The 22,401-nt window shown below is 44.5% G+C and carries 19 protein-coding genes; 13 read left to right on the forward strand and 6 right to left on the reverse strand.

Annotation, left to right across the window (positions count from 1 at the left end; translation table 11 throughout):
- Window positions 1-73 precede the first annotated feature (73 nt).
- Together JGK07_RS21035 and gloB are read right to left on the reverse strand one after the other, a co-directional pair.
- Complete coding sequence (locus tag JGK07_RS21035; RefSeq protein ID WP_293178409.1) at window positions 74-5,167, reverse strand: PAS domain-containing protein; 5,094 nt, start codon at window positions 5,165-5,167, stop codon at window positions 74-76.
- A 731-nt stretch (window positions 5,168-5,898) separates the two neighbouring features.
- Window positions 5,899-6,672 (reverse strand): hydroxyacylglutathione hydrolase, encoded by a 774-nt coding sequence (gloB, locus tag JGK07_RS21040; protein ID WP_293178406.1) that lies wholly within the window; start codon window positions 6,670-6,672, stop codon window positions 5,899-5,901.
- 224 nt (window positions 6,673-6,896) lie between these two features.
- On the opposite strand from gloB, the gene JGK07_RS21045 reads away from it, so the two are divergent.
- The 7 genes from JGK07_RS21045 (at window position 6,897) to JGK07_RS21075 (ending at window position 14,335) form a co-directional block, all read left to right on the forward strand.
- Window positions 6,897-7,100 carry a hypothetical protein gene (locus tag JGK07_RS21045; protein WP_293178403.1) on the forward strand — a complete coding sequence of 68 codons (204 nt, stop codon included), beginning with the start codon at window positions 6,897-6,899 and terminating at the stop codon, window positions 7,098-7,100.
- 352 nt (window positions 7,101-7,452) lie between these two features.
- Complete coding sequence (gene galE, locus JGK07_RS21050; protein ID WP_293178400.1) at window positions 7,453-8,454, forward strand: UDP-glucose 4-epimerase GalE; 1,002 nt, start codon at window positions 7,453-7,455, stop codon at window positions 8,452-8,454.
- Window positions 8,455-8,501: 47 nt separating this feature from the next.
- Window positions 8,502-9,425 (forward strand): alpha-1,2-fucosyltransferase, encoded by a 924-nt coding sequence (locus JGK07_RS21055; RefSeq protein WP_293178397.1) that lies wholly within the window; start codon window positions 8,502-8,504, stop codon window positions 9,423-9,425.
- Window positions 9,425-10,252: a hypothetical protein gene (locus JGK07_RS21060; RefSeq protein WP_293178394.1), complete on the forward strand. Its 828-nt coding sequence runs from the start codon at window positions 9,425-9,427 to the stop codon at window positions 10,250-10,252. The genes JGK07_RS21055 and JGK07_RS21060 overlap by 1 nt, the downstream gene beginning before the upstream one ends.
- Before the next feature lie 26 nt (window positions 10,253-10,278).
- On the forward strand, window positions 10,279-11,076 hold the full coding sequence (locus JGK07_RS21065) for a bifunctional 2-polyprenyl-6-hydroxyphenol methylase/3-demethylubiquinol 3-O-methyltransferase UbiG (protein ID WP_293203539.1): 798 nt from the start codon (window positions 10,279-10,281) through the stop codon (window positions 11,074-11,076).
- A gap of 14 nt (window positions 11,077-11,090) precedes the next feature.
- A complete protein-coding gene (locus JGK07_RS21070) occupies window positions 11,091-12,248 on the forward strand; it encodes a glycosyltransferase family 4 protein (protein ID WP_293178391.1) in 1,158 nt (385 codons plus the stop codon).
- Window positions 12,249-12,334: 86 nt separating this feature from the next.
- The gene (locus JGK07_RS21075; RefSeq protein ID WP_293212148.1) at window positions 12,335-14,335 is read left to right on the forward strand and encodes an ATP-binding cassette domain-containing protein; all 2,001 of its coding nucleotides are present in this window, start codon (window positions 12,335-12,337) and stop codon (window positions 14,333-14,335) included.
- 35 nt (window positions 14,336-14,370) lie between these two features.
- Here the strand turns inward: JGK07_RS21075 and JGK07_RS21080 are convergent, their stop codons facing one another.
- Window positions 14,371-14,523, reverse strand: a complete 153-nt coding sequence (locus tag JGK07_RS21080; protein WP_293200893.1) for a hypothetical protein — start codon at window positions 14,521-14,523, stop codon at window positions 14,371-14,373.
- An 11-nt stretch (window positions 14,524-14,534) separates the two neighbouring features.
- Between JGK07_RS21080 and JGK07_RS21085 the strand changes: the two genes are divergently transcribed.
- The 4 genes from JGK07_RS21085 to JGK07_RS21100 all read left to right on the forward strand — a co-directional run bounded on the left by JGK07_RS21085 (window position 14,535) and on the right by JGK07_RS21100 (window position 18,735).
- Entirely contained in the window at window positions 14,535-15,734 is a 1,200-nt protein-coding gene (locus JGK07_RS21085) for a glycosyltransferase family 4 protein (protein ID WP_293196474.1), read from the forward strand.
- Window positions 15,735-15,825: 91 nt separating this feature from the next.
- On the forward strand, window positions 15,826-16,776 hold the full coding sequence (locus JGK07_RS21090) for a glycosyltransferase family 10 (RefSeq protein ID WP_293196472.1): 951 nt from the start codon (window positions 15,826-15,828) through the stop codon (window positions 16,774-16,776).
- A gap of 115 nt (window positions 16,777-16,891) precedes the next feature.
- Window positions 16,892-17,866 (forward strand): Npun_R2821/Npun_R2822 family protein, encoded by a 975-nt coding sequence (locus JGK07_RS21095; RefSeq protein WP_293225425.1) that lies wholly within the window; start codon window positions 16,892-16,894, stop codon window positions 17,864-17,866.
- Window positions 17,863-18,735: an Npun_R2821/Npun_R2822 family protein gene (locus JGK07_RS21100; RefSeq protein ID WP_293193359.1), complete on the forward strand. Its 873-nt coding sequence runs from the start codon at window positions 17,863-17,865 to the stop codon at window positions 18,733-18,735. Before JGK07_RS21095 ends, JGK07_RS21100 begins: the two co-directional genes overlap by 4 nt.
- Before the next feature lie 15 nt (window positions 18,736-18,750).
- Here JGK07_RS21100 and JGK07_RS21105 read toward each other — a convergent pair whose 3' ends face one another.
- Complete coding sequence (locus tag JGK07_RS21105; RefSeq protein WP_293193360.1) at window positions 18,751-19,017, reverse strand: hypothetical protein; 267 nt, start codon at window positions 19,015-19,017, stop codon at window positions 18,751-18,753.
- A gap of 55 nt (window positions 19,018-19,072) precedes the next feature.
- On the opposite strand from JGK07_RS21105, the gene JGK07_RS21110 reads away from it, so the two are divergent.
- Window positions 19,073-20,098, forward strand: a complete 1,026-nt coding sequence (locus tag JGK07_RS21110) for an Npun_R2821/Npun_R2822 family protein (protein ID WP_293193361.1) — start codon at window positions 19,073-19,075, stop codon at window positions 20,096-20,098.
- A 52-nt stretch (window positions 20,099-20,150) separates the two neighbouring features.
- Here JGK07_RS21110 and JGK07_RS21115 read toward each other — a convergent pair whose 3' ends face one another.
- Window positions 20,151-20,531: a hypothetical protein gene (locus tag JGK07_RS21115; protein ID WP_293178373.1), complete on the reverse strand. Its 381-nt coding sequence runs from the start codon at window positions 20,529-20,531 to the stop codon at window positions 20,151-20,153.
- 19 nt (window positions 20,532-20,550) lie between these two features.
- Between JGK07_RS21115 and JGK07_RS21120 the strand changes: the two genes are divergently transcribed.
- A complete protein-coding gene (locus tag JGK07_RS21120; protein WP_293178370.1) occupies window positions 20,551-20,709 on the forward strand; it encodes a hypothetical protein in 159 nt (52 codons plus the stop codon).
- On the opposite strand, the gene JGK07_RS21125 is transcribed toward JGK07_RS21120, so the two are convergent.
- Window positions 20,706-22,382 carry an AarF/ABC1/UbiB kinase family protein gene (locus tag JGK07_RS21125; RefSeq protein WP_293178367.1) on the reverse strand — a complete coding sequence of 559 codons (1,677 nt, stop codon included), beginning with the start codon at window positions 22,380-22,382 and terminating at the stop codon, window positions 20,706-20,708. The two genes, JGK07_RS21120 and JGK07_RS21125, sit on opposite strands and share 4 nt — an antisense overlap.
- Between the last annotated feature and the right edge of the window lie 19 nt (window positions 22,383-22,401).

Raw genomic sequence — 22,401 nt, forward strand, 5'->3', positions numbered from 1 at the left:
GTCAACCCTTCGACGGATCTGACTGACAAGCTGTCAACTGTCAACTGTCAACTGTCAACTGACTGCGAACCTATTATGGGTTTTTTAGCTTTGGGCCGATCGCCCGCGCTACTGTAGCAACTAACTGGGTTGGATCGATCGGCTTAGATAAGTGCTTTTGAAATCCGGCTTGCAAAACTTGACGCTCGTTGGCTTCTCCAGCATAGGCTGTTAGGGCGATCGCCACTAGCCCCCGATACTCGGGCGCGAGCTGAGTGCGGATGTGACGGATCAGCATATACCCGTCCATCTCGGGCATTCCGATGTCGCTGACGATCAGATCCGGTGCAGTTTGGGCGATCGACAGCAGCACCTCAGCAGCAGATGACAGGGAAATCACCTCTGCACCCGCGTCCTCTAGCACGAAGGCGACAAAATCGCGCGAGTCCGGCTCATCATCTACTACCAAAATTCTCAATCCAGCGAGCGGCAAAGATGAAAGATTGGCACTCTCAGATGAATGACGTTCTGTCTCATCCTGCGTTCTAGAATCATCATTTAATAGCGGTAATCTCACCGTAAACGTCGCTCCTTGACCTTCTCCGGGGCTTTCTGCAAACACCCTTCCGCCGTGAAGTTCAATCAGTTGGCGGACGATCGCCAATCCCAATCCCAAACCGCCAAATTTGCGAGTTGTGGCGCCGTCTTCTTGTCGGAAATGCTCGAAAACATAGGGCAAGAAATCGGGAATAATCCCTTTACCCGTGTCTGAAACTTGAATTTGAACTTCGTGTGCGATTTGCGCTAATTTAACTTCTACTCGACCGCCTTCGGGCGTGAATTTCACCGCGTTAGATAACAAGTTCCACACAATTTGCTGCAAGCGACCTGTATCGCCGACAACGAGTCCGATATCTGGATTTAAGATTGTTTGAATTTGAATCTTTTTAGCTTCGGCTGCTAGTTGCACGGTTTCCAAAGCAGACAAGATAATGGTGCCGACATTCACCGGAGCAACATTCAATCTGAGTTTTCCTTGCAGAATCCGAGACACGTCGAGCAAGTCTTCGATTAATTGAGATTGCAGTCGGGCGTTGCGTTCGATCGTCTCGAAGGCTTGGGCGGTTTTAGCCGCGCTCAGTTTGCCGCCGAGCAGCAGTTGCGACCAGCCTAAAATCGGATTTAAGGGCGATCGCAACTCGTGAGAAAGCACCGCCAAAAACTCGTCTTTAATCCGGTTAGCTCGTTCGGCTTCCGCGCGCGCCGTTTGTTCCAATTGCAGAACCATATCGCGCTCGGTTTCCACTTGTTTGCGCTCTGTAATGTCGATCGCAGAACCGATATAACCCTCAAATTGTCCGCTGTCGGTAAATCTGGGAGCCGCCGCATCCAGCGCCCAAGAATATCCGCCATCTTTGCGCCCCAAGCGAAATTCCATGCTGTAATGTTCCTGGCGTTCGTTGGCCCTCAAAAATCCGTTAAGGGCGTATTCTCGGTCTTCTGGATGCACCGCGTTTATCCAACCAAATCCCAAACCTGTTTCCTCAGTTTGACCTGTGAATTCATACCAGTTGTCGCTCAAGAAAGTGCAGTAGCCTGTAGAGTCTGTTACCCAGACCATAAATGGAGCGTTGTTAGCCATATAGCGGAATCGCTGTTCGCTCTCTTGCAGCGCGGCTTCTGATTGTTTGCGTTCTGTGATATCCCGACAGACAATCACTCCGCCTGTGATTTCTCTGCTGGTATCAACTACCGGATAACCGCTGATACTGATCCAGCGATCTTCGCAATCTTGGTGGCGGACAAATATCGCTACATCATTGACATATTCACCTTTGATTGCTCTGGTTAGAGGTAGTTCCTCCTCGGGGAAAAGGGTTTTTTGGTCTGGCAAAAATAGTCCGTAGGTGCTCGACCATTCCTGAGAGGATTTTTCATTGGTTAGCTGACCGAATATTCTCACGGCGGCGCGGTTAAACAGCACAAACTCCCCTTGTTGGTTGGCGAGAATCAAACCGTCACCAATGCTGTCTATAATTACTTGGAGTAACTTCGTTTTTTCTTGCAGTGCGACTTCGGCTCGCTTGCGTTTTGTGATGTCGTTGGAGATGCCAATCAAGCCGATTACTTCTCCGGCTTCGTTGCGGTAGGGAGCTTTCATTCCCAGAAAAGTCCGAACGCCATCGGGAGATTCTTCGACGATTTCTGTTTGACCGGATTCCATAATCCGCCGATCGTTTTCCGAGACTGTGGCTCCCAGTTCTGCTACTGCGTATAAATCGCGATCGCGCCGGCCAATTACTTCAGCAGCAGGTTTTCCCAGCGCCTCCAGGGTGGCTGGATTGGCATAAATAATACATCCTTGTCGATCTTTAACAAAAATTGGCGTGGGCGCTGACTCGTTAATTACGTTCAAAATTGCATTTTTTTGCCGCAGTTCTTCTTCTGTGCGTTTGCGATCGCCAATATCGCTCCAATAAGCCGTAAGTCCATCGGCTGCTGGATAGACGCTGACTTCTATATACCTTTGAAGCGACGGCGAAAACTCTTCAAACTTGACAGAAACTTGCTCGGAAACGACTCGATGAAATTCTTGATACAGCCTTGAGTTGGATTCTGCTTCGGCGGGGAATATCTCCCAGATCGATCGACCTAACAAGTCGTTTCTCGATCGCACCAGAAGTTTTTCAGCAGTGGCATTAACGTAGGTATAGCGCCATTGTGCATCGATCGCGATAAAGGCATCGGTAATACTTTCGATAATATTGCTGACTTGCTGGTTTGCCAATTGCAGCGCGAGTTCAGCGTTTTTGCGATCGGTGATTACTTCGGAAAAAATCATGATCCCGCCAATCTCACCGCTGTTGGTTCGCCAAGGGTGAATTTCCCAGCGCACCCAGTCTATCGAACCATCAGCGCGGGGAAACGGATCTTCTGGACACATTTCGACTGCTCCCGCCAGACAGCGCTGGTGGATTTGTCTCCAACGATCGGACAATTCTGGAAATATCTCGTAGTGCGATCGACCTACAATGTTTTGAGCGCCCAGCCCGTAACTTTCCAGCCAGCGATCGCTCACCAGCATATACCGCATCTGGCGGTCAAACATCGCCACCCCCGCAGGCGAATGTTTGACGAACAGCCGCAGTTGCTCTGACTGTTCCCGCAGGCGATTTTCCGCCTGTTTGCGATCGCTGATGTCTTTGAAAAGTATGGCGACTTTGCGGCTCTGGGGCTCGCTCGTGCGGAACGCTGAAACCTCAAACCAGCGGTTCATGGCTTCGGAGCCGTGTTCAAAGCTCGCTGGTTCGCCTGTCAGCGCAACTTTGCCGTAGATCTCGAACCAATAATTTTCGAGTTCTGGAACGAGCTGCCGCGCAGTTTTGCCCGCAGCTTGTACGAGTCCGGTTTGTTTCTCAAAGGCCGGATTGATTTCCAAAAAGCGGTAATCGATCGGCTTTTGGTTGTCGTCAAACAGTATTTGGATGACGCAAAAGCCTTCGTCTAGGGACTCAAACAAAGTGCGGTAGCGTTCCTCAGAGTCGCGCAAAGCTGCCTCCGCTCGTTTGCGATCGCTAATATCCACAAACGCCGAGACACAGCCGCAGACTGCGCCCTGTGCGTCAAATAACGGCACCGCATTCATCAACCAATCAAACGTCGCCCCATCCGATCGCACCATTTGAAATTCCGCATCTCGCAATTCGGCACCCGAAGCCGCCGCCCGCTGCATTGGGTGCTCTTCTGGCGGGATTTCCTGGCCGTTGCTAAGCAGTCTGAAGGGAAGGAGTGCGGCTTCGTCTCCGCTTGCAGAAACATTGGCATCCGGCCGCACTGTTAGCATCGACTGAGCAAACCTGTTAGTGCGAATTACATTACACTCTGGATCGTGGGCGATCGCGATCCCGACGGGTACAGCATCAAATATTGATTGCAGTTCGTTAACTCTGCGCTGTAGTTCCTGGTTGAGCCGTTGAATTTCTTTTTTGCGAGCTTTGCGATCGGTAATTTCGTACACTGTCACATTCACGCCCAACACGCGATCGTCCTGGGCTTTCAGCGGATAGAGACTCAACAGCCAACTACGTTCTACTCCCGGCTGCGCTGAGTTTTCCCCGTGAATTTCGAGCTGTTCGACGGGAACTTTAGTGGCTATAACTTCTCGGTAAAGCGGCTCTAAATCATCAGCTTGTTGCGGCAAGATTTCGCGCAATGTTTTACCGATGTGGGCGGCGGCGGGAACTCCGTTAATTTCTGCGAGGCGCGAGTTGATGCGGACAAATCGCAAGTCGGTATCGATAAAGCAAAGTCCGATCGGCGCGCTAGCATAAATTGCCTCGATTTCTGCTAGTTGTTGGTGCGCCGTTTGCCCTTGTTTAATAAAAGCAGCCCGATCGGCTTTCTGCTCGGTAACATCTTGAAAATAAACGGCAATTCCCGATGCGATCGGATAAGCTCGTACCGCATACCAAGCATTGAGCGGCCCATAAAAAGATTCAAAACTAACTGTAACTTGCTCTGTGGCGCAGCGGCGAAATTCCTGATCGAACAAACTGCCCGCAGACTCGGGAAACTCTTCCCAAACGGTGTTGCCGATCAAATCTTTCGAGAGTCGATTTATCCACCGCGCCGCTTGAGAATTAACGTAGGTAAACCGCCAGTTTCGATCCAAAGCAAAGAACCCGTCGGAAATACTTTCGAGGGTGTCTGACTGTTGTTGGGCGGGCGCGTCACCGACGAATCTTGGCCCAGGTTGACCGATTTCTATAAAGGTGGTAACTACGGCGTAGGGAGTCGATCGATCTCCCTGAAATAAAGGTTGAGAATTGATCTTCAACCAAATCAATTCTCCCTGTGGTTGATAGAAGCCCATGATGACATTTGAGCAGGGTTTCCCGGTTTGCAGCGCCACCATAGACGGGTGCGTCTCCCCAGGAAAATCCGAGCCATCTTCACGCAGAGTCTGCCACGGACAGTTGATGGAAGTGTTTCCCTGCATTTGTTCTGCTGTCATCCCCAACAGTTTCTCGGCGCGAGAATTGCACGCCTGAATGCTGCCGTCTGCCAATTGCAGAACCATCCCTACATCTGTTTGCAAAGCTGCACTCGGGTTGAGTGCTTTGTTAGAATCCTCTGAAACAGAGGAGTCTATTTTCGCTTGGGGTTCAGTATTGCCTAGATTTTTCATCTTTTAACAAAGATCGTTTTACTTGTGGCAAAGCTAATCGTACTCATCAATTATATATAAGGAAATAATCACAAAAACTTTTGATGCAAACAGGCTGACAATTCAAACCTCAGAGAGATGTCGATCGTTCTGCTGGAATTTCAATATCTCGACAATTTATTTTATACCAGAGCTCCACGCCTTGACCAGTTGTGTAAGCAAAGGCGAGAGGCAATTTTCTGGCTGTGGCAAATGAGCGATCGGTCTCATCATTATTCAACGTTTCTGTAGATTGCGATCGCCTGCTGTTGCTTGTTTTCGAGGGCGATCCGATCGCACTTGCGCGCAGGTAACGAAAAACCCAATTGCTTTAACTAAACCCGATCGCAAATTTTGGCAAGGCTATCTTGGTGTTAACGGTAAATGGCGATCGCATTTACCCAATATAGCGGTCTATTTTTCCTCCAGTGCCACGGCTCTTCTGATGTTTAGACCGATCGCCTTTTACTTTGGTTCGTGCCCCCAACTTAACCCAATACAGACATTTATAGCCCTTCTCAAAAAGATGAGGTACGCATGGGCATAGGGCATATGTCATAGCTCACTTTTTTGAGAAGGGCTATACCAGAAAGAATTGGTTGAAAGCCTCTCCTTTTTAAAGAAAAATTAAAATCAGACGATTCATTACTCCAAGACCCTTCCTTCTTTTGTCAACTGTCAATTGTCAACTGTCAACTGTCAACTGTCAACTGTCAAAATCGGTCTTTCATCCCGCGCAATCGAGCGAAGGTTTGCACTGAATCTTGACTGTTGGCGACTGACTGAAGACTAGGAAAATCCCAGCGCAAAAAGGGGTTTGTGCTTTTCTCGATGCCGATCGATGATGGTATTGTAGGTTGCGATCGGCTGCGAGCTTCTTTAACTGCTGCCAAGCGCTGCTGTAACTCAGGATTGTCGGGATCTACACTAATGGCAAATTGCAAGTTTGTCAGCGTGTATTCGTGGGCGCACCAAACTCTGGTATTGTCGGGCAAGTTTCGCAATTGTTCGAGGGAAGCTAGCATTTGGGCGGGAGTGCCTTCTTTGAGTCTGCCACAGCCTCCAGCAAACAAAGTGTCTCCACAGAACAATTCGCCGGTTTCCCCTGGGTTGCTGGGCGGGAAATAGTAGGCTATGTGGGCTTTTGTGTGGCCGGGCACGAAGAAAATTTCGGCGGTTCGATCGCCAAATTCAACGCGATCGCCCTGATGTAAAAATACTTGCTGTCCGGGAATTCTGCCTCGGTCTTCGGCGCCGCCGTAAACTGTAATTTGGGGGAAGCGATCGATCAGTTGCTGGTTGCCGCCTACGTGATCGCGATCGTGGTGCGTGTTGAAAATTGCGATTAATTCGGCTTTGAGCGATCGCACTTGCTGCAAGACCGGTTCTGCTTGCGCTGGATCGACCACTGCTACTGTATGGCGATCGGGGTCGTACAGCAAGAAAATGTAATTGTCCGACAGTACCGGAATCCGATAGACCTGCATAGAAAACAGCCTCTCTAGAAAAAATATTATACAATTAAAATATTGTGAGCGTGTTCCGAAGGCATAATGCAGAATTCTATAATCAGCGCATCTATCTTTGGAAGTAAAACTCTGATACATTGTTTCTGCTGTTCCACAAATTGCTTTGCAGTCTGGTACAGACGATTTTTAGGTCGAGAACTCCCAGCAGCTTTAAATATTCTGACATAAATGCGATCGAATAAATGCGAACATCTCAAAACAAATCCAACTTAACAATTTCTCAAATGGTCGATCGGATTGTCACGTCTGGCAAAATCTCTCGCCGGGAACATTTAGTTTTGACTTCTACGATCCTATCTGATGATAAAATTTCAGAGGAGGATCGATATCAAATCAATCGGATATTTGATTACATCCAAATTGGTCGCCTCAAGTTCATCGATTGAGCTGGTAAATTCACAAGATAATCCACAGTTGCAGTTAACGCCGATCCCCCCTAACCCCCCTTAAAAAAGGGGGGGACAAGAGAATTCTCACAGCCTCCTTAAAAATGGGGGGGACAAGAGAATTCTCACAAACCTTAAAAATGAGGGGACAAGAGAATTCTCAAAGCCCTCTTAAAAATCGGGGGACAAGAGAATTCTCACAGCCTCCTTAAAAAAGGGGGGGACAAGAGAATTCTCTTTCGTCCCCCTTCTTAAGGGGGATGCGAGGGGGATCTCCGGGGCATAAACAGGCTTAACCCAACCGTATTGCAATCTCATCGACAGTTACAGCTACAAAACAACCCAGAATAATATGAGTACAGAAAAACCAACAATTTTGGTAACAGGCGGAGCTGGATATATTGGCTCTCACGCAGTATTAGCGCTGAAAAATGCCGGTTACGGTGTAGTGATTTTAGATAATTTAGTTTACGGCCACCGAGATATAGTAGAGCAGGTTTTGCAAGTAGGGTTAGTAGTTGGTGATACAAACGATCGCGCACTTCTCGACAACTTGTTCGCCACCCACAACATTGCAGGGGTAATGCACTTTTCTGCTTACGCTTACGTCGGCGAATCTGTTACCGATCCAGCTAAATATTACCGGAACAACGTCATCGGCACGATTACACTTTTGGAAGCGATGATTGCTGCTGGGATTAAGAAATTGGTGTTTTCTTCTACTTGCGCGACTTACGGCGTACCGCAGAAAATCCCCCTCACCGAAGACCACCCGCAAAATCCGATCAATCCCTACGGTGCTACTAAGTTAATGGTAGAAAGGATCTTGTCAGACTTTGACGCGGCGTACAATTTTAAGTCTGTTTGTTTTCGCTATTTTAACGCCGCTGGAGCCGATCCGAACGGGTTGTTAGGAGAAGATCACAAGCCCGAAACTCACCTGATCCCGTTGGTGTTGTTCGCTGCTTTGGGAAAACGAGATTCGATCGCAATTTTCGGCACCGATTACGATACTCCTGACGGTACTTGCATTCGCGATTACATTCACGTTAACGATTTGGCGTCAGCTCACATTTTAGGGCTAGAATATTTGCTAAATGACGGCAAATCAGATTTCTTTAATTTGGGCAACGGTGGCGGGTTTTCGGTAAAAGAGGTGATTGAAACAGCCCGCCAAGTGACGGGAAAAGAGATTAAGGCTGTGGAGTGCGATCGGCGTCCGGGAGACCCGCCTAGTTTGGTTGGCAGCAGCAAAAAGGCGATCGAAACCTTGGGTTGGTCTCCAGAATATCCCGACATTAAGGATATTGTAACTCACGCTTGGCAGTGGCACCAAAAACGTCATCACCCTTAGTCTGTAGGGTGCGCGCCGCGCACCTTACCTTAACCAAAATAGCGACTATGTTGATAATATCTGCTAAATCGGGACAACTAGGCAACAGACTGCTGCTTTTTGCCAATTTCATAGCTTGGGCGATCGAGCATAATTGCACTGTCCTCAATCCAGCTTTTGAAGAATATGCAGAATTCTTTGTAGACACGAACAAAGATTTATTGTGCTGTTATCCTCCTCCATATTTTACCGTATCAGGTAACAGATTTATCAGAAATAAATATTTTAAACTCATCAATAATTTAAGCAATAAAAATATCTTTAAAACGCAAGAAATTACCAGAGAAAAGCCGTTTAATTGGATAAATTATCGGGATATTCAAGCAATAAAAAATAGTTCAATTGTTTGTTTTAAAGGCTGGTTATTTCGAGATGGCTGGTTTGTAGAAGATTTGCCAAAGTTGTATAAGTACGCCGATGAGATTAGATCCTACTTTACACCATTACAACAATATAAAATCAATGTAAATAGTTTGATATTGAATGTAAAAAATAACGCAGATACGATCGTTGGAGTTCACATCCGTCAAGGGGATTATGCTCAGCACCAAAAGGGGAGATACTTTTACACAACTGAGCAATACTTAGAAGTGATGAATTCAATAGTCAAACTATTTGAAGGTAACAAAATCAAGTTTTTGATTTGCTCTAATATTCAGCAAAATCCTAAGTTATTTGATGATTTTAACTGCGTTTTTGCTAACGGTCATTTAATCGAAGATATCTATGCTTTGGCTGAGTGCGACTATATTGTCGGGCCGCCTAGTAGTTATACTATGTGGGCTTCTTTTTATGGCGAAAAACCTCTTTATATGCTCAAAAATATCAATAAAGTAATTAACTTGAAAGATTTTGTGCATTTTTATGAATGGGAAGGAATTTTTAATTATCGAGATAACTGGAACGAGAGTTTTTGGGAGTGGACGCACTAATGAAACTAGCAACTAAGGGATTTATCACTATTTTAACAGGTCTTTACTCTTTCCAAGATTGCGTTCATTTTCTGGCGTCCGTCAGGAAATTTCACCAGGAACCAATTATTATTTTAATAGATAGAGTACCTCGAATTTTATATCCTTTACTTCAGGTGTTTGGAAATGTCATATTGCAAAGAGCACCCTCTCACGAAAATCCTGTTTTAGCGTCGCGCCAAGCCAAGCTGTCTTTGTACGGGGAATCTCTGTTTGAGAAAACTATTTATATGGATTGCGATATTTGTTTGCTGTCGCCAATAGATGAGGTTTTCGGCTATCTTGATGAGGTGGATTTGTTGGTGACAGAAGATGTGCAGCCTGCGATTGCGAAAGCGAGCAATTTATTAAGAGTCAAGCAAGATATTCTGTCAACTTTGCAGTCTGTGGGATTGCCACTAAACAAAAATACCATTCAATACAATGGCGGATTTATTGCTTTTACGAAAAGCAGTACAAATCAGGAATTGTTCGCGGAATTTAAGAAATATTTCGAGATAGTAGTGGCGCATCAAAATGTGCTACTTTTGAAAGACCAGGGTGCTTTTGCTGCTGCTATTGAATCTGTGAAACCGCAAATGAGAACATTGTCCCCTGTGTACAACTATTTGGATAAGTGGAAAGATGCTTATGCGATCGACAAACCGATAAAAGTCATGCACTGCACCTACCCCTACCGCCCGCAGTACGCAAAGAACGTCACGCGATCGCTTTTTACTCGAATAGTCGATCGCACCGCTAAAATATTTTTACCAAATCAAATTAACAATCCCTGGCGCTTAAAATAAACTTGACCAACTTACTACTCTAGGCCGTGCAACATTATACCAAAGAATTATATCAATACTTACAAACAACCTCCTACGAATCAGCCATAGAAATTATCCCTATCCTTTGGGAATTCGTGCAGCCCAAACGAGTAATTGATGTCGGTTGCGGTACGGGGACTTGGCTGTCCGCATTCCAAGAATTCGGCGTTGAAGATTTTTTAGGAATAGACGGTGATTGGGTAGATATCAAAATGCTAGAAATCCCTGAAAACAAGTTTTTAGCATTAGATTTAACCCAACCTTTGCGCGTCCAACAACAATTTGATTTAGTTGTTTCTCTAGAAGTAGCAGAACACTTGCCCCCAGAGTGTGCCCGAGTATTTATAGAGTCTTTAGTGAAGCTTGGCCCAGTGATTTTATTCTCTGCCGCAGTACCATTTCAAGGGGGAACAAATCACGTTAACGAACAGTGGCCAGACTATTGGGCGAAACTCTTTCAAGAGCAAGGATATGTGGCGATTGACTGCATGAGACATAAAATATGGCAAAATGAGCGAGTTAAATGGTACTACGCCCAGAATATACTTATATTTGCGAATCGGGAATATTTAACAACAAATCCAGTCTTGCAAAAAGAGGCAGCGAGAACTAACATTTTTCAGCTTTCCTTAATTCATCCGCAGCTTTACTTGCGAACGGCATCAGCAGCTACCAAATTAAGACAAGAAATCAAAGATATTTTAGCCTTAAAAGATCCAAGGATTTCACTGAAAAAAATATTTTTTGCTTTGCTACCCTTGACAAAAGATCGTTTAAGCAGGAAAATAAAGCAACTTTTTTAATAAAAAATTACCAAGTGAAAGTTTCATTAGTGGTGAGCGATTTGTCTGGAGGAGGTGCAATTCGTGCTTTTCTACTAGCTCAAGTCCTAATCGAGCTTAAATGTGATGTAGAAGTTGTGGGATTTCAGTTTGGTAAGGAATTGTATGCTATTCCTCCGACAGGCATCCCCGTATGTGCGATACCGGGGAAAAACTATCCAGGGTTTTTGATGGATGTTCAAAAATTATTGAAAAAAATCGATGGGGATATTATTTATGCAGTGAAACCTAAGCCTACAAGTTTTGGTTTATCGCTGCTCAAAAAACTCGATACTCGCCGCCCTCTCATTTTAGACATTGATGACTGGGAACTTAGCTGGTTCGGCGGTGACGAATGGAAATATCGCCCTTCTTTTAAGCAACTTTATCGAGATATTTTTAAACACAATGGTCAATTGCGAGAACCGGATCATCCGCTATATGTCAAGTGGATGGAAGGTTTAGTTTCCCGTGCTGATGCTGTCACCGTTGATACAGAGTTTTTAAAACAGCGTTTTGGTGGTGTATATTTGCCTAATGGTAAGGATACTGAAATGTTTGACCCTGTTAAATACAATCCTGAATTGAGCAGAGAGCGTTACGGCTTGTCGGGCTATAGAGTTCTGATGTTTCCCGGGGCGCCGCGACCTCACAAAGGTGTTGAGGATGTTTTGATGGCCCTCGAACAGTTAAATGAGCCCGATTTAAAATTAGCGATCGTCGGCGGAAGTCCTTATGATGATTATGATGATAGACTTATGCAACAATGGGGTCGTTGGGTTGTTAAACTGCCAAAATTTCCTGTGGAAACGATGCCGGAAGTTGTAGCGGCTGCTCACGTTGTCGTTGTTCCTCAGCGAGACACTCTGACAGCGGTGGCTCAGTTTCCGCTCAAGCTGACAGATGGCATGGCAATGGCTAAGCCTGTTTTGTCTACGCGCGTGGGAGATATTCCTACAATTTTAGGCGGAACTGGTTATTTAGTCGAACCTAGTTCTCCCGATCAAATTTCCCAAAAAATTAAATGGATATTTCAAAATTTTACAGCCGCCAATTTCCAAGGAATGAAAGCTCGGGAAAGATGCGTGAAAAAATATAGTATTCAAGCAATGGCACCGATACTTTCAGATATAATTGCAGGTAGCTATAGGTGAAATTGAAGCGACTGAATGGAGGAAGAAAAACTGGCTGTAATTAAAGAATATTTTGAGATGCCGTACTGTTTAGCTGGGAATGCTTCATGTCTGCCAATAAGCTACTCCTAAAATTTGCGAGACGATATCCGGGCAGGATTGTGTTAACTGTGATGCTGGGCTTTGCTGGGGCTTTATTCAGCGGTATCAGCACTACTCTGATTGTACCAGTGCTTTTAATTTTTTTGGGGGAAGCTATCGAGCTGCGCGGCGCTCCACCTCTCATTAAAAGTTTGATGTATCCCTTTGAGGGAATGCCGGAAAATCAGCGTTTAATGTTGATGACCGGGGCGATTGTTCTGGCAATTATATTAAAAAATCTTGCTAGCTATATTAATACTTTAGTCGCCACTTCTCTGACGCGCTCTCTGACTTTTGATTTGCGAGAAGCAGGTTTGCGGTTGTTGTTAGAAGTAGATTTAGATTTTTATTCTAAAACTAAAGTCGGGGATTTGATTAATAGATTGGGCGGGGAGATTGGCCGGACTGCGAGTGCAGTTGGTACGGCAATTGGAATGTTTACTACCTCAGTCACTGTTTTCGTGTTTCTGGGTTTGCTGCTTTCTATATCGTGGAAGTTGACGTTGACATCTACGCTTTTGTTGGGATTGGTTGCTTGCACAAATCAATATATTATTAACCGTTCTAAGCATTTTGGTCTCGTGCTTTCTGAAATGTCGAAAGATTATTCGGTGAGGGTGCTGGAAACCATGACTGGGATTCGGCTAGTTAAGTCAACGGGTAACGAAGAAAGGGAGTATCAGCGGATTAAGCATTTAATTCAAAGGCGAGAACACGCGGATTTTCAGGCTCAGGTAAATTATGCGGCGATTGCCCCAATTAACGAAGTTGTTAATTTGATCGTGATAATTTTGATTGTATTTATCGGTCGTACAATATTTGCTAATGAAATTGAGTCTATTTCAACTGTTCTGCTGACCTATTTATTGGTACTTTTTAGGTTAATTCCTTTGATTTCTCAGTTGAATAGCGGGCGGAGTCAATTTGCTAATACGTCAGCTAGCGTAGAAGTAGTTGATGATTTTTTGAGCTGCGATGAGAAGCCTTTTATGCTGAACGGTTCTGTGCCATACACTCATTTGCGATCGGGAATTAGTTTTAATAAAATATCTTTTAGTTATCCGAATCACAAAAATTTAGTTCTTCAAGGAATTGATTTATTTCTACCTTACGGCACTACTTTGGCTTTGGTAGGAACTTCGGGTTCTGGGAAGTCAACTTTGGCAGATTTACTGCCGAGATTTTACGATCCTACTGAAGGTAGTATCTCGATAGATGGTAGAGATTTGCGCGAATTTGAGCTAAAAAGTCTCAGAAAGGCGATGGGTATTGTTAGCCAAGATACGTTTTTGTTTAATGCTTCGGTGCGCGAAAATATTGCTTACGCTAGGCCCGATGCGACGGAGGCTGAAATTGTGGAAGCGGCGCAGGGGGCGAATGCTTATGAGTTTATTGAACGGTTGTCGGAGGGGTTGGATACTCAAATTGGCGATCGCGGTGTGATATTATCGGGAGGGCAGCGTCAGAGGATTTCGATCGCTAGGGCTTTGCTGCAAAACCCGGAAATCTTAATTTTAGACGAGGCAACGAGTTCGCTGGATACGGTTTCGGAAAGATACGTGCAATCGGCGATCGAGAAACTGAGTTGCGATCGCACAACCTTAGTCATCGCCCACCGCCTCTCCACAGTCCAAAAAGCAGACAAAATCGCCGTGATCGATCGCGGACAAGTCGTAGAAATCGGTTCTCACGAAGAATTGCTAGCCAAAGGAGGTTACTACACTCGCTTGTATTCAATGCAATTTGCGGAAGAAACCGCCCGCGATGAAGCTTTGATTAGAGGTTCTTACGAAATTCGCACTCGCCTGACTCCGATGATAGCTTACCTGAAGTTGCTAGTAGATGAAATGGTTGATTCTCCCGAAGAAAGAGATGAGTTAATCAGAGAATCATATCACTCGGCTGCTAATATTTTCAAAACTTTGGAATTTATAGAAAATACTATTAAACGTCAAGCAACAAAATAGTTATTGGTTATTAGTTATTAGTTATTTGTTATTTGTTATTTGTTATTAGAATAGTAGTGCGAGCGTCTCGCTCGCGATCCAGCCGCGATCCAGCCGCGATCCAGCCGCGATCCAGCCGCGATCCAGCCGCGATCCAGCCGCGATCCAGCCGCGATCCAGCCGCGATCCAGCCAATTACCATTACCCATTACCAATTCCAATGTCGAAATACTATGTATTTTTCACCAGAAATATCTTGCCACAACCGAATGTAGCCAGCTTAGTTCAAGTTGCACACTCAGCAAATGCCGCAGCAAATCTCGGTTATCCAGCAGTTTTGGTATATATCCGTAAAGGATGGAAGGCTTTTAATCCAGTTGATTGGTTTCATCCTTTTCAACCGAGAAAACCCGATGCAAAACTTGCTCAAATATACAATATTCAAGAGCAATTAAAAATAGCATACTTACCGATGCCGTGGCCGATCGACCTTTTGAACAGCAAGTGGACAAGTTCCAGTACAATAGTCTCAAAATACTACTTGCCAATTCACCTGCTGAAATCGACTAAAATTGTTCATACTCGCGACTGGAACTTTGTTAAAGCTGCCATTAAACACGGGATTCCTGCTATCTACGAACAACACCACCACGAAGATAAGAAATTTGAGCCGGAGGTTGTTAATAATCCTCTCTTTCAAATTGCTGTAACTGTTGCAGATACTGTGCGATACAGCATGATTCAAAATGGGATGCCAGCGGAAAAAGTCATTATGCTGCACAATGGTTTTAACCAGTTGTTTCTGGCGAGACAAACAGACGCAGCGGAGAATTGGCGGCAGCGATTATTAGCAGGTGGAAGGCAATATTTAGCGGTGTATGCGGGTGGGCTGTACCCGTTTAAGGGTGTGGATATGCTGGTGGATGTGGCGCGGGTGTTGCCGGAAGTTCAATTTGCGATCGCCGGTGGTGACTCATCTCAAGTAACAGCATACCAGCAGTTAGCCACAGACAAGCAAGTCAAGAACATCAATTTTCTCGGCTACCTGCCTCAAAATCAACTAGCCAGCTTGCTGCAAGCCGCCGATGTTTTGACTCACCCTCACTGTCAGACAGAGGCCGCGACATTCACATCTCCTTTGAAGTTCTTTGATTATATGGCATCGGGAACTCCTATTGTTGCGACGGAGATTGCATCTTTAATGGAATTCAAATCTGGAAATATAGCTGCCATTTGGTGCGAACCTGATAACCCGCACAAGTTCGCGCAAAGCATTCGAGATAGTTTAGCAAAATATCCGAGGAGAAGCGAAGGTTATGCAGAAACATTGGGTTTTGTCAAGCAATTTTCGTGGGAAAATAGGATCGAGAGGATTTTGAGTTATGTGGATGAAGAAGTGCGATCGCAAATTATTCATTAGTTTTGTATAATTTTAAATTACCTATTCCTAGCCCCGGCGGTTGAAACCGCGGCTACATAAACAAAGTCCGCCTCCGCGGACTAAGAGAGAAATGAACCCAATAATTATCAGTGCAATCACCACCTATCCAGGCATGAATCAAAGCGATTGGCTGTGGCAACAAACACCTCACAACTTTGGGGAATGGGGCAACATTCAAATGCTCGCCAATCACCCGGAACCAGATTTTTTGCTCATGTATCAATTCGACTTTCCCCGACAGCCTAAACAGCAGTCATGGCTCGACAAAATACGCCGACACGGGCATAATAAACCAGAAAATGACATTCGAGATAAATTCCGCAACGTCCCCCAAGAACGGATTATTTATCTAATCAGAGAACCGCCTTTAGCAGAAGTTATTGAAATTACCAAAGCCAACTACGAACAAGCAAAACTTTATTGCGGTTACGTTTCCGGGCCGGATGATTTTGCGCCCAATCCCAATTATATGCCCGCGATTTGGTATCACTCAAACTCGTTTCGAGAATTGAATGAAATGCCACCACCAACTAAAACTAAATCCTGTTCTTGGATAACTTCGGGCGTTAGTCGCACAGCCAACCACCGACGCAGATTAGATTTTATCAATTTGCTGCAAGAAGCAGAATTAGATTTTGACCTTTACGGGCGAAACTTGCCAAGTTGGGCGCAGGGAAACGGCACGGTTAATAATAAATGGCACGCTGTCGCGCCTTACTATTACAATTTGGCTGTGGAGAATTATGCAGAAAATGATTGGTATGTCAGCGAAAAACTTTGGGATGCTTTATTAGCTTGGAATTTGCCGATTTATTACGGCGGTTCGGCGGCGGATAAGTTGTTGCCGGCGGGAAGTTTTTTGCGGCTTCCCAGTTTGGATGAGAAGGGAGTAGAATTTATTAAAGAGGTGATTGCTACGCCGGATTGTTGGCATGAAGCGAGGGATAAAATTGCTGAAGCTAGGCAAATCATTCTCCACGAATTGAACTTGCTCAATTGGCTGTCTAATTTTGCATCTTAGGAAATAGTACAAAAAATAGGTTCGTAGTGCGGACTGAAGTCCGCAGCCGGAGAGCGGACTGAAGTCCGCACTACGAACTAACCTTAGTTATTACGGTCAATAGATAGGACATGATATGAAGGGAATTTGCACGCTAGCAAACGATGTAGTTTACGACCAACTAATTGCTTTACTCAACAGTATTGAAGTAATTTTAGGTTCAAATATTCCTGTCTGTATTTATCCTTTCGACGAGCATATAGAACAAATCAAAGCAGAAATCATTAACCGTCCCAACGTGTTTATTTATGAAGATACTGCATCAATTCAGCGATGGGATGAATTTATGCAAGCCGCCGCACCTGAGCGCTTAAATCGCAAAAAGTTCCGGCTTTACGGCGCGCACCGCCGCTTTTGCGCTTTCGACGGCCCGTTTGCCAAGTTTATTTACATGGATGCTGATACTTTAGCAATGAATTCGCTAGATGCGGTTTTTGATAAATTAGATAAATATGATTTTGTGGTTTATGACTTTCAATTTCGCGACCCAACTAAAGTCTACAACATTGATTCGCCAAAACTGCTGGAAGTTTTTGAGCAAAATCGGCTCGACTCGGAAATATTTTGTTCTGGATTTTACGCCAGCAAGCAAGGAGTTTTTGACCGTGATACTAGAGAATGGCTGTTAGGTAAACTGCTATCTGGGGAGGCGGAAATTCTCTATGCAGGTGCGGGAGAACAGCCGTTGCTCAATTATATGGTGATGAAAACGGGGATGAACAGCTATAATTTTGGTTGCAGTCTCCCGGATGATGAAAAAACTGGTTGCAGTGTCACTTCCCCACATTTTCAAACCCGAGATAACATTTTGTACGACAAGGGAAATCGCCTGACTTACCTTCATTATATTGGGGTGCAGCCGGATTTAATTCGGAGAGTTTGTGCTGGCGAAAATATTGAGTTTCCCTACCGCGATTTGTTTCTACATTACCGCTATCTCCGCGAACCCTCGAAGCGGCCGGTTTTTAGGGAACCGCTAAAGTCTTATGCTGATATTTCTGCGCCGAGTTTGCTAGAAAGAGTCTTGAGAAGGTTGAGGATAAATTTATGAGTCGCGGTATTTATATTGTTGCTAATGATAAGGTGATGGAAAGTGCGATCGCCCTTTTAGCCAGCATACGCCTGTACAATTGTCAAGTACCAGTTTTTTTAATCCCGTTTGACGACAATTATCTGCAAGTCGCTGCCGCCCTCAGCAGCCTCTATGGTGTGCAATTGTACCCAAATCTGGGGTTTGTGGAACAGTTTACCAGGGAAATTGGCCAAATATTCGATCGCAACTTTCTAGCCCTTCCCAACAAAATGCGGAAACTCTGCGCCTGGTTTGGCCCCCTCGACGAATTTCTGTACATCGATACCGACATCATCGTCTTTGAAGACATCGCAGCCAACCTCAACAAACTCTCAGAAGTAGACTTTTTTTGCTGCGACTATCACCACCTCAGCGAAAAACTGCGAAATATATTTTCACCCATTGTCAAAGAACAAAATATCTTTACCGACTCACAGCTTCAAGATGTATTCAACAGCGGTTTTTGGGCTTCCCGAAAAGGCACGATTGCAGAATCGCAAATGTATGAAATTTTGCGGGAATGTTCGGAACATCGAGAATATTTTGACTTTACTCAAAATGTCACAGACCAGCCTATACTAAATTATATGATTCTCAAGTTAATTTTCAAACGCTGGAATCTTGTTAAAGATTCAGCAGCAGAACCTGGAAGCTGGGCTGGTTCTACACATTTTCAGGAAAGAGATTATGTGCTTTATGACAAAGGCAAAAGATTAAAATATATTCACTGGGCTGGAATACCAATTAAATCCGGTACTCCTTATTGGAAACTTTGGCGATATTATCGTTATTTGGATGAAAGAAAACCAAATTTAATGCAAAAAATCCTTCAGCCTTTCAGTAGATGAGGATAAACTGATATGTTATATTATTATCAACAAGCTTTGAGGAACAGGCAAGATGCCTGTTCCACAATTCATAAATTTTATTGTGGTTTTGACTTTAAACAAGCTTTGAGGAACAGGCAAGATACCTGTTCCACAATTCATAAATTTTATTGTGGTTTTGACTTTAAACAAGCTTTGAGGAACAGGCAAGATGCCTGTTCCACAATTCATAAATTTTATTGTGCTTTTAACTTTAAACAAGCTTTGAGGAACAGGCAAGATGCCTGTTCCACAGTCAATCATTTTTATTGTGGTGTGGGCATCTTGCCCGCACCTAAACAGTTACTTATTAACAACTATGACTGATGGTATTTATATTCTAGGCAATGATGTGGTTTTTGATCACTTAGTCGCTTTATTGAATAGTCTCGAAGTTAATGGGGCGAAAACTATTCCTGTTTGCATCATTCCCTACGATGATAACTTGCAAAAAGTTCGAGTAGAAATTGCCTCGCGAAGCAATGTTACTCTATTTGACAATGCCGATTCCATCCAATTTTGGGAAGACTTCGCGACTGTAGTTTGGACATCTCACCAAAAAGCTCAAAAAGTTTGGCAAGCTAAAGGTTGGGCGCCAGTTCACTGTTTGGGAATGCACCGAAAATTTTGCTGTTTTGATGGCCCTTTTGACAAGTTTGTCTATTTTGATGCCGACACTCTGTTAATGGGTTCTCTGGATTATATTTATCAAAAACTTGATGAATTTGATTGGGTAGCTAACGATTTTCAATACAAATCTGACCTCAATTATGTCTTTGATTTATCATCAGAAAAACTCGCAGCATTTTTTGAGATTGAAAAACTGGAATCTCAGATTTTTTGTGCTGGTTGGTTTGCTGCAAAAAAAGGTATTTTAAATCGCAATAACTTAGCCGAACTTTTAGATAAATTGACTTCAGGAGAAGCAGAAATTTTGTCTTTGCGGGGAACTGACCAACCTTTATTTAACTATTTAGTCGCCCGCAGCGCTATCTCTTTTTATAATTTTGCTTATCATCAACCTGCACTGATAACGGGAAATCATTGGTCTTCTCAATTTGATGTGATAGATTATGTTTTATACGACAAAGGACGGCGGCTGACTTATTTGCATTACATGAGTATTTCGGCTGCAAAATTTACTCGATTGTGTGCGGGCGAAGATGTTGAGATTCCTTACCGCGATGTATTTCTGCACTACCGCTATTTGAATTCGCCGGAAACACGACCAAAACTCGCGCCTCCCAATTTGTTACTGCGCTTGCAGAGGAATTTCAAAAGTTGGGGTATTCAAAGGGTTAATAATGTTCTATTTAAGTTGCGGATTTTAATAAAGAAGGACTAAAGTCCTTACTACGAACCAACCCTCTTCGTTGTAAAAGAGGGTTGATGTTTAACTATGGTTCTTCAAAAAAAGAATCCAAGTCTAAGGCTTGGGAACCTCCGCGTTGTAGTTCAATTAAAACTTTGGCTAGTTGAGTCCAAACTAGCCATGCTGTTAGTAGTGTCAGGGGCAGGGCTAGAACGTAGGACAGTAATTTGGGGAAGCCGAATATCTCCATTCCTGAAGCTAAAAATACGCAAATTCCGCCGGCCATTCCCAAAAAAGGCAACTGCAATTGTAGACCTTTTAGGTTGGACAAAGTACGGCTAGAACGATTTTTAGACCAGAGTTGTACGGCTTGTTTGAGAGTTGCTTCAAAGGCTAAGCCTGATGCCATACCTGCTATTAATCCAGCAGTCATTAAAAAATAGGGAGGTTCTGGAAAGTAATACACGAATAATTCTTTTGGGGTAATGGGAAAATTGGGAATTGGGGATGGGGAATTGGGAATTGGGAATTGGGAATTGGGAATTGGGAATTGGGAATTGGCAAAAGTAGAATTATTTTTCTTCCTTCTTCCTTCTTCCTTCTTCCTTCTTCCTTCTTCCCTCTTGCTTCTTCCTTCTAATTAAAATCGATTCAGCGCGGCTGTTCCTGCTGTGGAGAACTCTGTCAAAGCGCCTAAAGCAACGTTGAACAAGCGACTTGGTTGCAGGTCTTCTTTGACTAAGTTCCAGAGGCTGCCAACTTCTTCGGTGTGAATTCGATCGTCCTCAATCAAGGCTAACATTACCTGGCGTCTCAAAAACGACCCTTCCTCTGACAGCAAAAATTGCAAGCCGAGTTGGGCTGTGGGTAGCAGGTCGAAACTGCGATCGGATCTGGCGATCGCAATCATCTCCTCTAATCTATTCCACTGGAATTTGCCATCTTTGAATAATACCTCAATCAGGCGACGGCGCAATGCCGGAGATTCTCCGTTTAACAAACGTCGGGCTACATAGGGATAGGCTACCTCAACTATCTTGAAATCTGGATTGAGGCTAAGGGCTAAACCTTCTTCTGTGACGAGAGACCGAATAATTAAGGCAAATTTGGCGGGGACTCGGAAAGGATAGTCGTACATCAACTCCGAAAACTCGTCTGTAATCGTCTTGAAGTTAAAGTCTCCTACCTTTTCGCCGACGATATCGCCGAGGACAGATTCCAGCGCCGGGACGATCGGCATAATATCTGTATCTGGTGTCAAAAACCCAAGTTTTACAAAATCCTGGGCTAACTCTAAATAATCTTTGTTGATCAAGTGAACGACAGAATCAACCAAAGTTTCTTTAGTTGTTTCTTCCATCTGATCCATCATCCCAAAATCGATGTAAGCCATGCGGCCGTCCGCTAAGGCAAACAGATTTCCTGGATGGGGGTCTGCGTGAAAAAAACCGTGTTCCAGTAACTGCCGCAAACCGCTGCGAACTCCGATTTCAATTAAGCTATTAGTGTCTAAACCGGCGGCTTTGACACTTGCCATATCTGTCAGTTTGATACCGTCAATCCATTCGAGAGTGAGAACGCATTTTGCAGTATAGCGCCAGTAAATGCTCGGAACTTTTACGGTCGGGTCGTCGGCAAAATTGGTCGCAAATTTTTCGGCGTTGCGGCCTTCGTTGATATAGTCAATTTCCTCGAATAATTTAATACCGAATTCATCGACTATTAAACAGAGGTCGTGACCGAGATTTAGTGGCAACAACGGGCCCAACCATCCAGCAGCCCAGCGCATTAAGTAAAGGTCAAGGCTCAAGATTGGTAGCAAATTCGGTCGCTGAACTTTGACTGCTACTTCTTCTCCGGTGATTAAACGGGCTTTATAAACTTGACCGAGACTGGCGGCGGCGACTGGTTCGGGGGAGATTTCGCTGTAAGTTTCGCTGATTTTGCGATCGAGTTCTGCTTCAATAATCTCAAATGCTCGCACCGAATCAAAGGGCGGCAGTTGATCCTGAAGTTTGATTAGTTCTATGAGAAAGTCTTTGCGGATTAAGTCTGGTCTAGTAGACAGGGCTTGGCCGACTTTAATGAAAGTGGGGCCTAAGCGAGTGAGTATTAGTCGCAGATGGGCGGCGCGTTCCGGCTGGTGGGCGGCAACTTCGTGCTGCCAACTGTCCCACAGCATTCCGAGTACGAAGCCTGCAAATGACCAAATAACGGTTATTGCTCGCCAAATTGCTTTCCAAGGACGGTTGCGGTAATATTGGGCGATCGCCTGTGGATCGTAGCGTCTAGCCTGAGTGAATTGATACTGAGGCACTCGTTTATTTTCCTCTTGT

It is taken from the genome of Microcoleus sp. PH2017_24_DOB_U_A, assembly GCF_020738205.1.
In the GTDB taxonomy this organism is placed as follows: domain Bacteria; phylum Cyanobacteriota; class Cyanobacteriia; order Cyanobacteriales; family Microcoleaceae; genus Microcoleus.

What these genes read in the sequence shown, in the direction of transcription:
- JGK07_RS21035 (WP_293178409.1), bottom strand. Translation starts at nt 5,167, where the DNA reads ATGAAAAATCTAGGCAATACTGAACCCCAAGCGAAAATAGACTCCTCT.
- JGK07_RS21100 (WP_293193359.1), top strand. Translation starts at nt 17,863, where the DNA reads ATGAGTCGCGGTATTTATATTGTTGCTAATGATAAGGTGATGGAAAGT.
- JGK07_RS21055 (WP_293178397.1), top strand. Translation starts at nt 8,502, where the DNA reads ATGTTGATAATATCTGCTAAATCGGGACAACTAGGCAACAGACTGCTG.
- JGK07_RS21075 (WP_293212148.1), top strand. Translation starts at nt 12,335, where the DNA reads ATGTCTGCCAATAAGCTACTCCTAAAATTTGCGAGACGATATCCGGGC.
- JGK07_RS21085 (WP_293196474.1), top strand. Translation starts at nt 14,535, where the DNA reads ATGTCGAAATACTATGTATTTTTCACCAGAAATATCTTGCCACAACCG.
- JGK07_RS21060 (WP_293178394.1), top strand. Translation starts at nt 9,425, where the DNA reads ATGAAACTAGCAACTAAGGGATTTATCACTATTTTAACAGGTCTTTAC.
- JGK07_RS21120 (WP_293178370.1), top strand. Translation starts at nt 20,551, where the DNA reads ATGGGAAAATTGGGAATTGGGGATGGGGAATTGGGAATTGGGAATTGG.
- galE (WP_293178400.1), top strand. Translation starts at nt 7,453, where the DNA reads ATGAGTACAGAAAAACCAACAATTTTGGTAACAGGCGGAGCTGGATAT.
- JGK07_RS21090 (WP_293196472.1), top strand. Translation starts at nt 15,826, where the DNA reads ATGAACCCAATAATTATCAGTGCAATCACCACCTATCCAGGCATGAAT.
- gloB (WP_293178406.1), bottom strand. Translation starts at nt 6,672, where the DNA reads ATGCAGGTCTATCGGATTCCGGTACTGTCGGACAATTACATTTTCTTG.
- JGK07_RS21110 (WP_293193361.1), top strand. Translation starts at nt 19,073, where the DNA reads ATGACTGATGGTATTTATATTCTAGGCAATGATGTGGTTTTTGATCAC.
- JGK07_RS21045 (WP_293178403.1), top strand. Translation starts at nt 6,897, where the DNA reads ATGCGAACATCTCAAAACAAATCCAACTTAACAATTTCTCAAATGGTC.
- JGK07_RS21105 (WP_293193360.1), bottom strand. Translation starts at nt 19,017, where the DNA reads ATGATTGACTGTGGAACAGGCATCTTGCCTGTTCCTCAAAGCTTGTTT.
- JGK07_RS21095 (WP_293225425.1), top strand. Translation starts at nt 16,892, where the DNA reads ATGAAGGGAATTTGCACGCTAGCAAACGATGTAGTTTACGACCAACTA.
- JGK07_RS21080 (WP_293200893.1), bottom strand. Translation starts at nt 14,523, where the DNA reads ATGGGTAATGGTAATTGGCTGGATCGCGGCTGGATCGCGGCTGGATCG.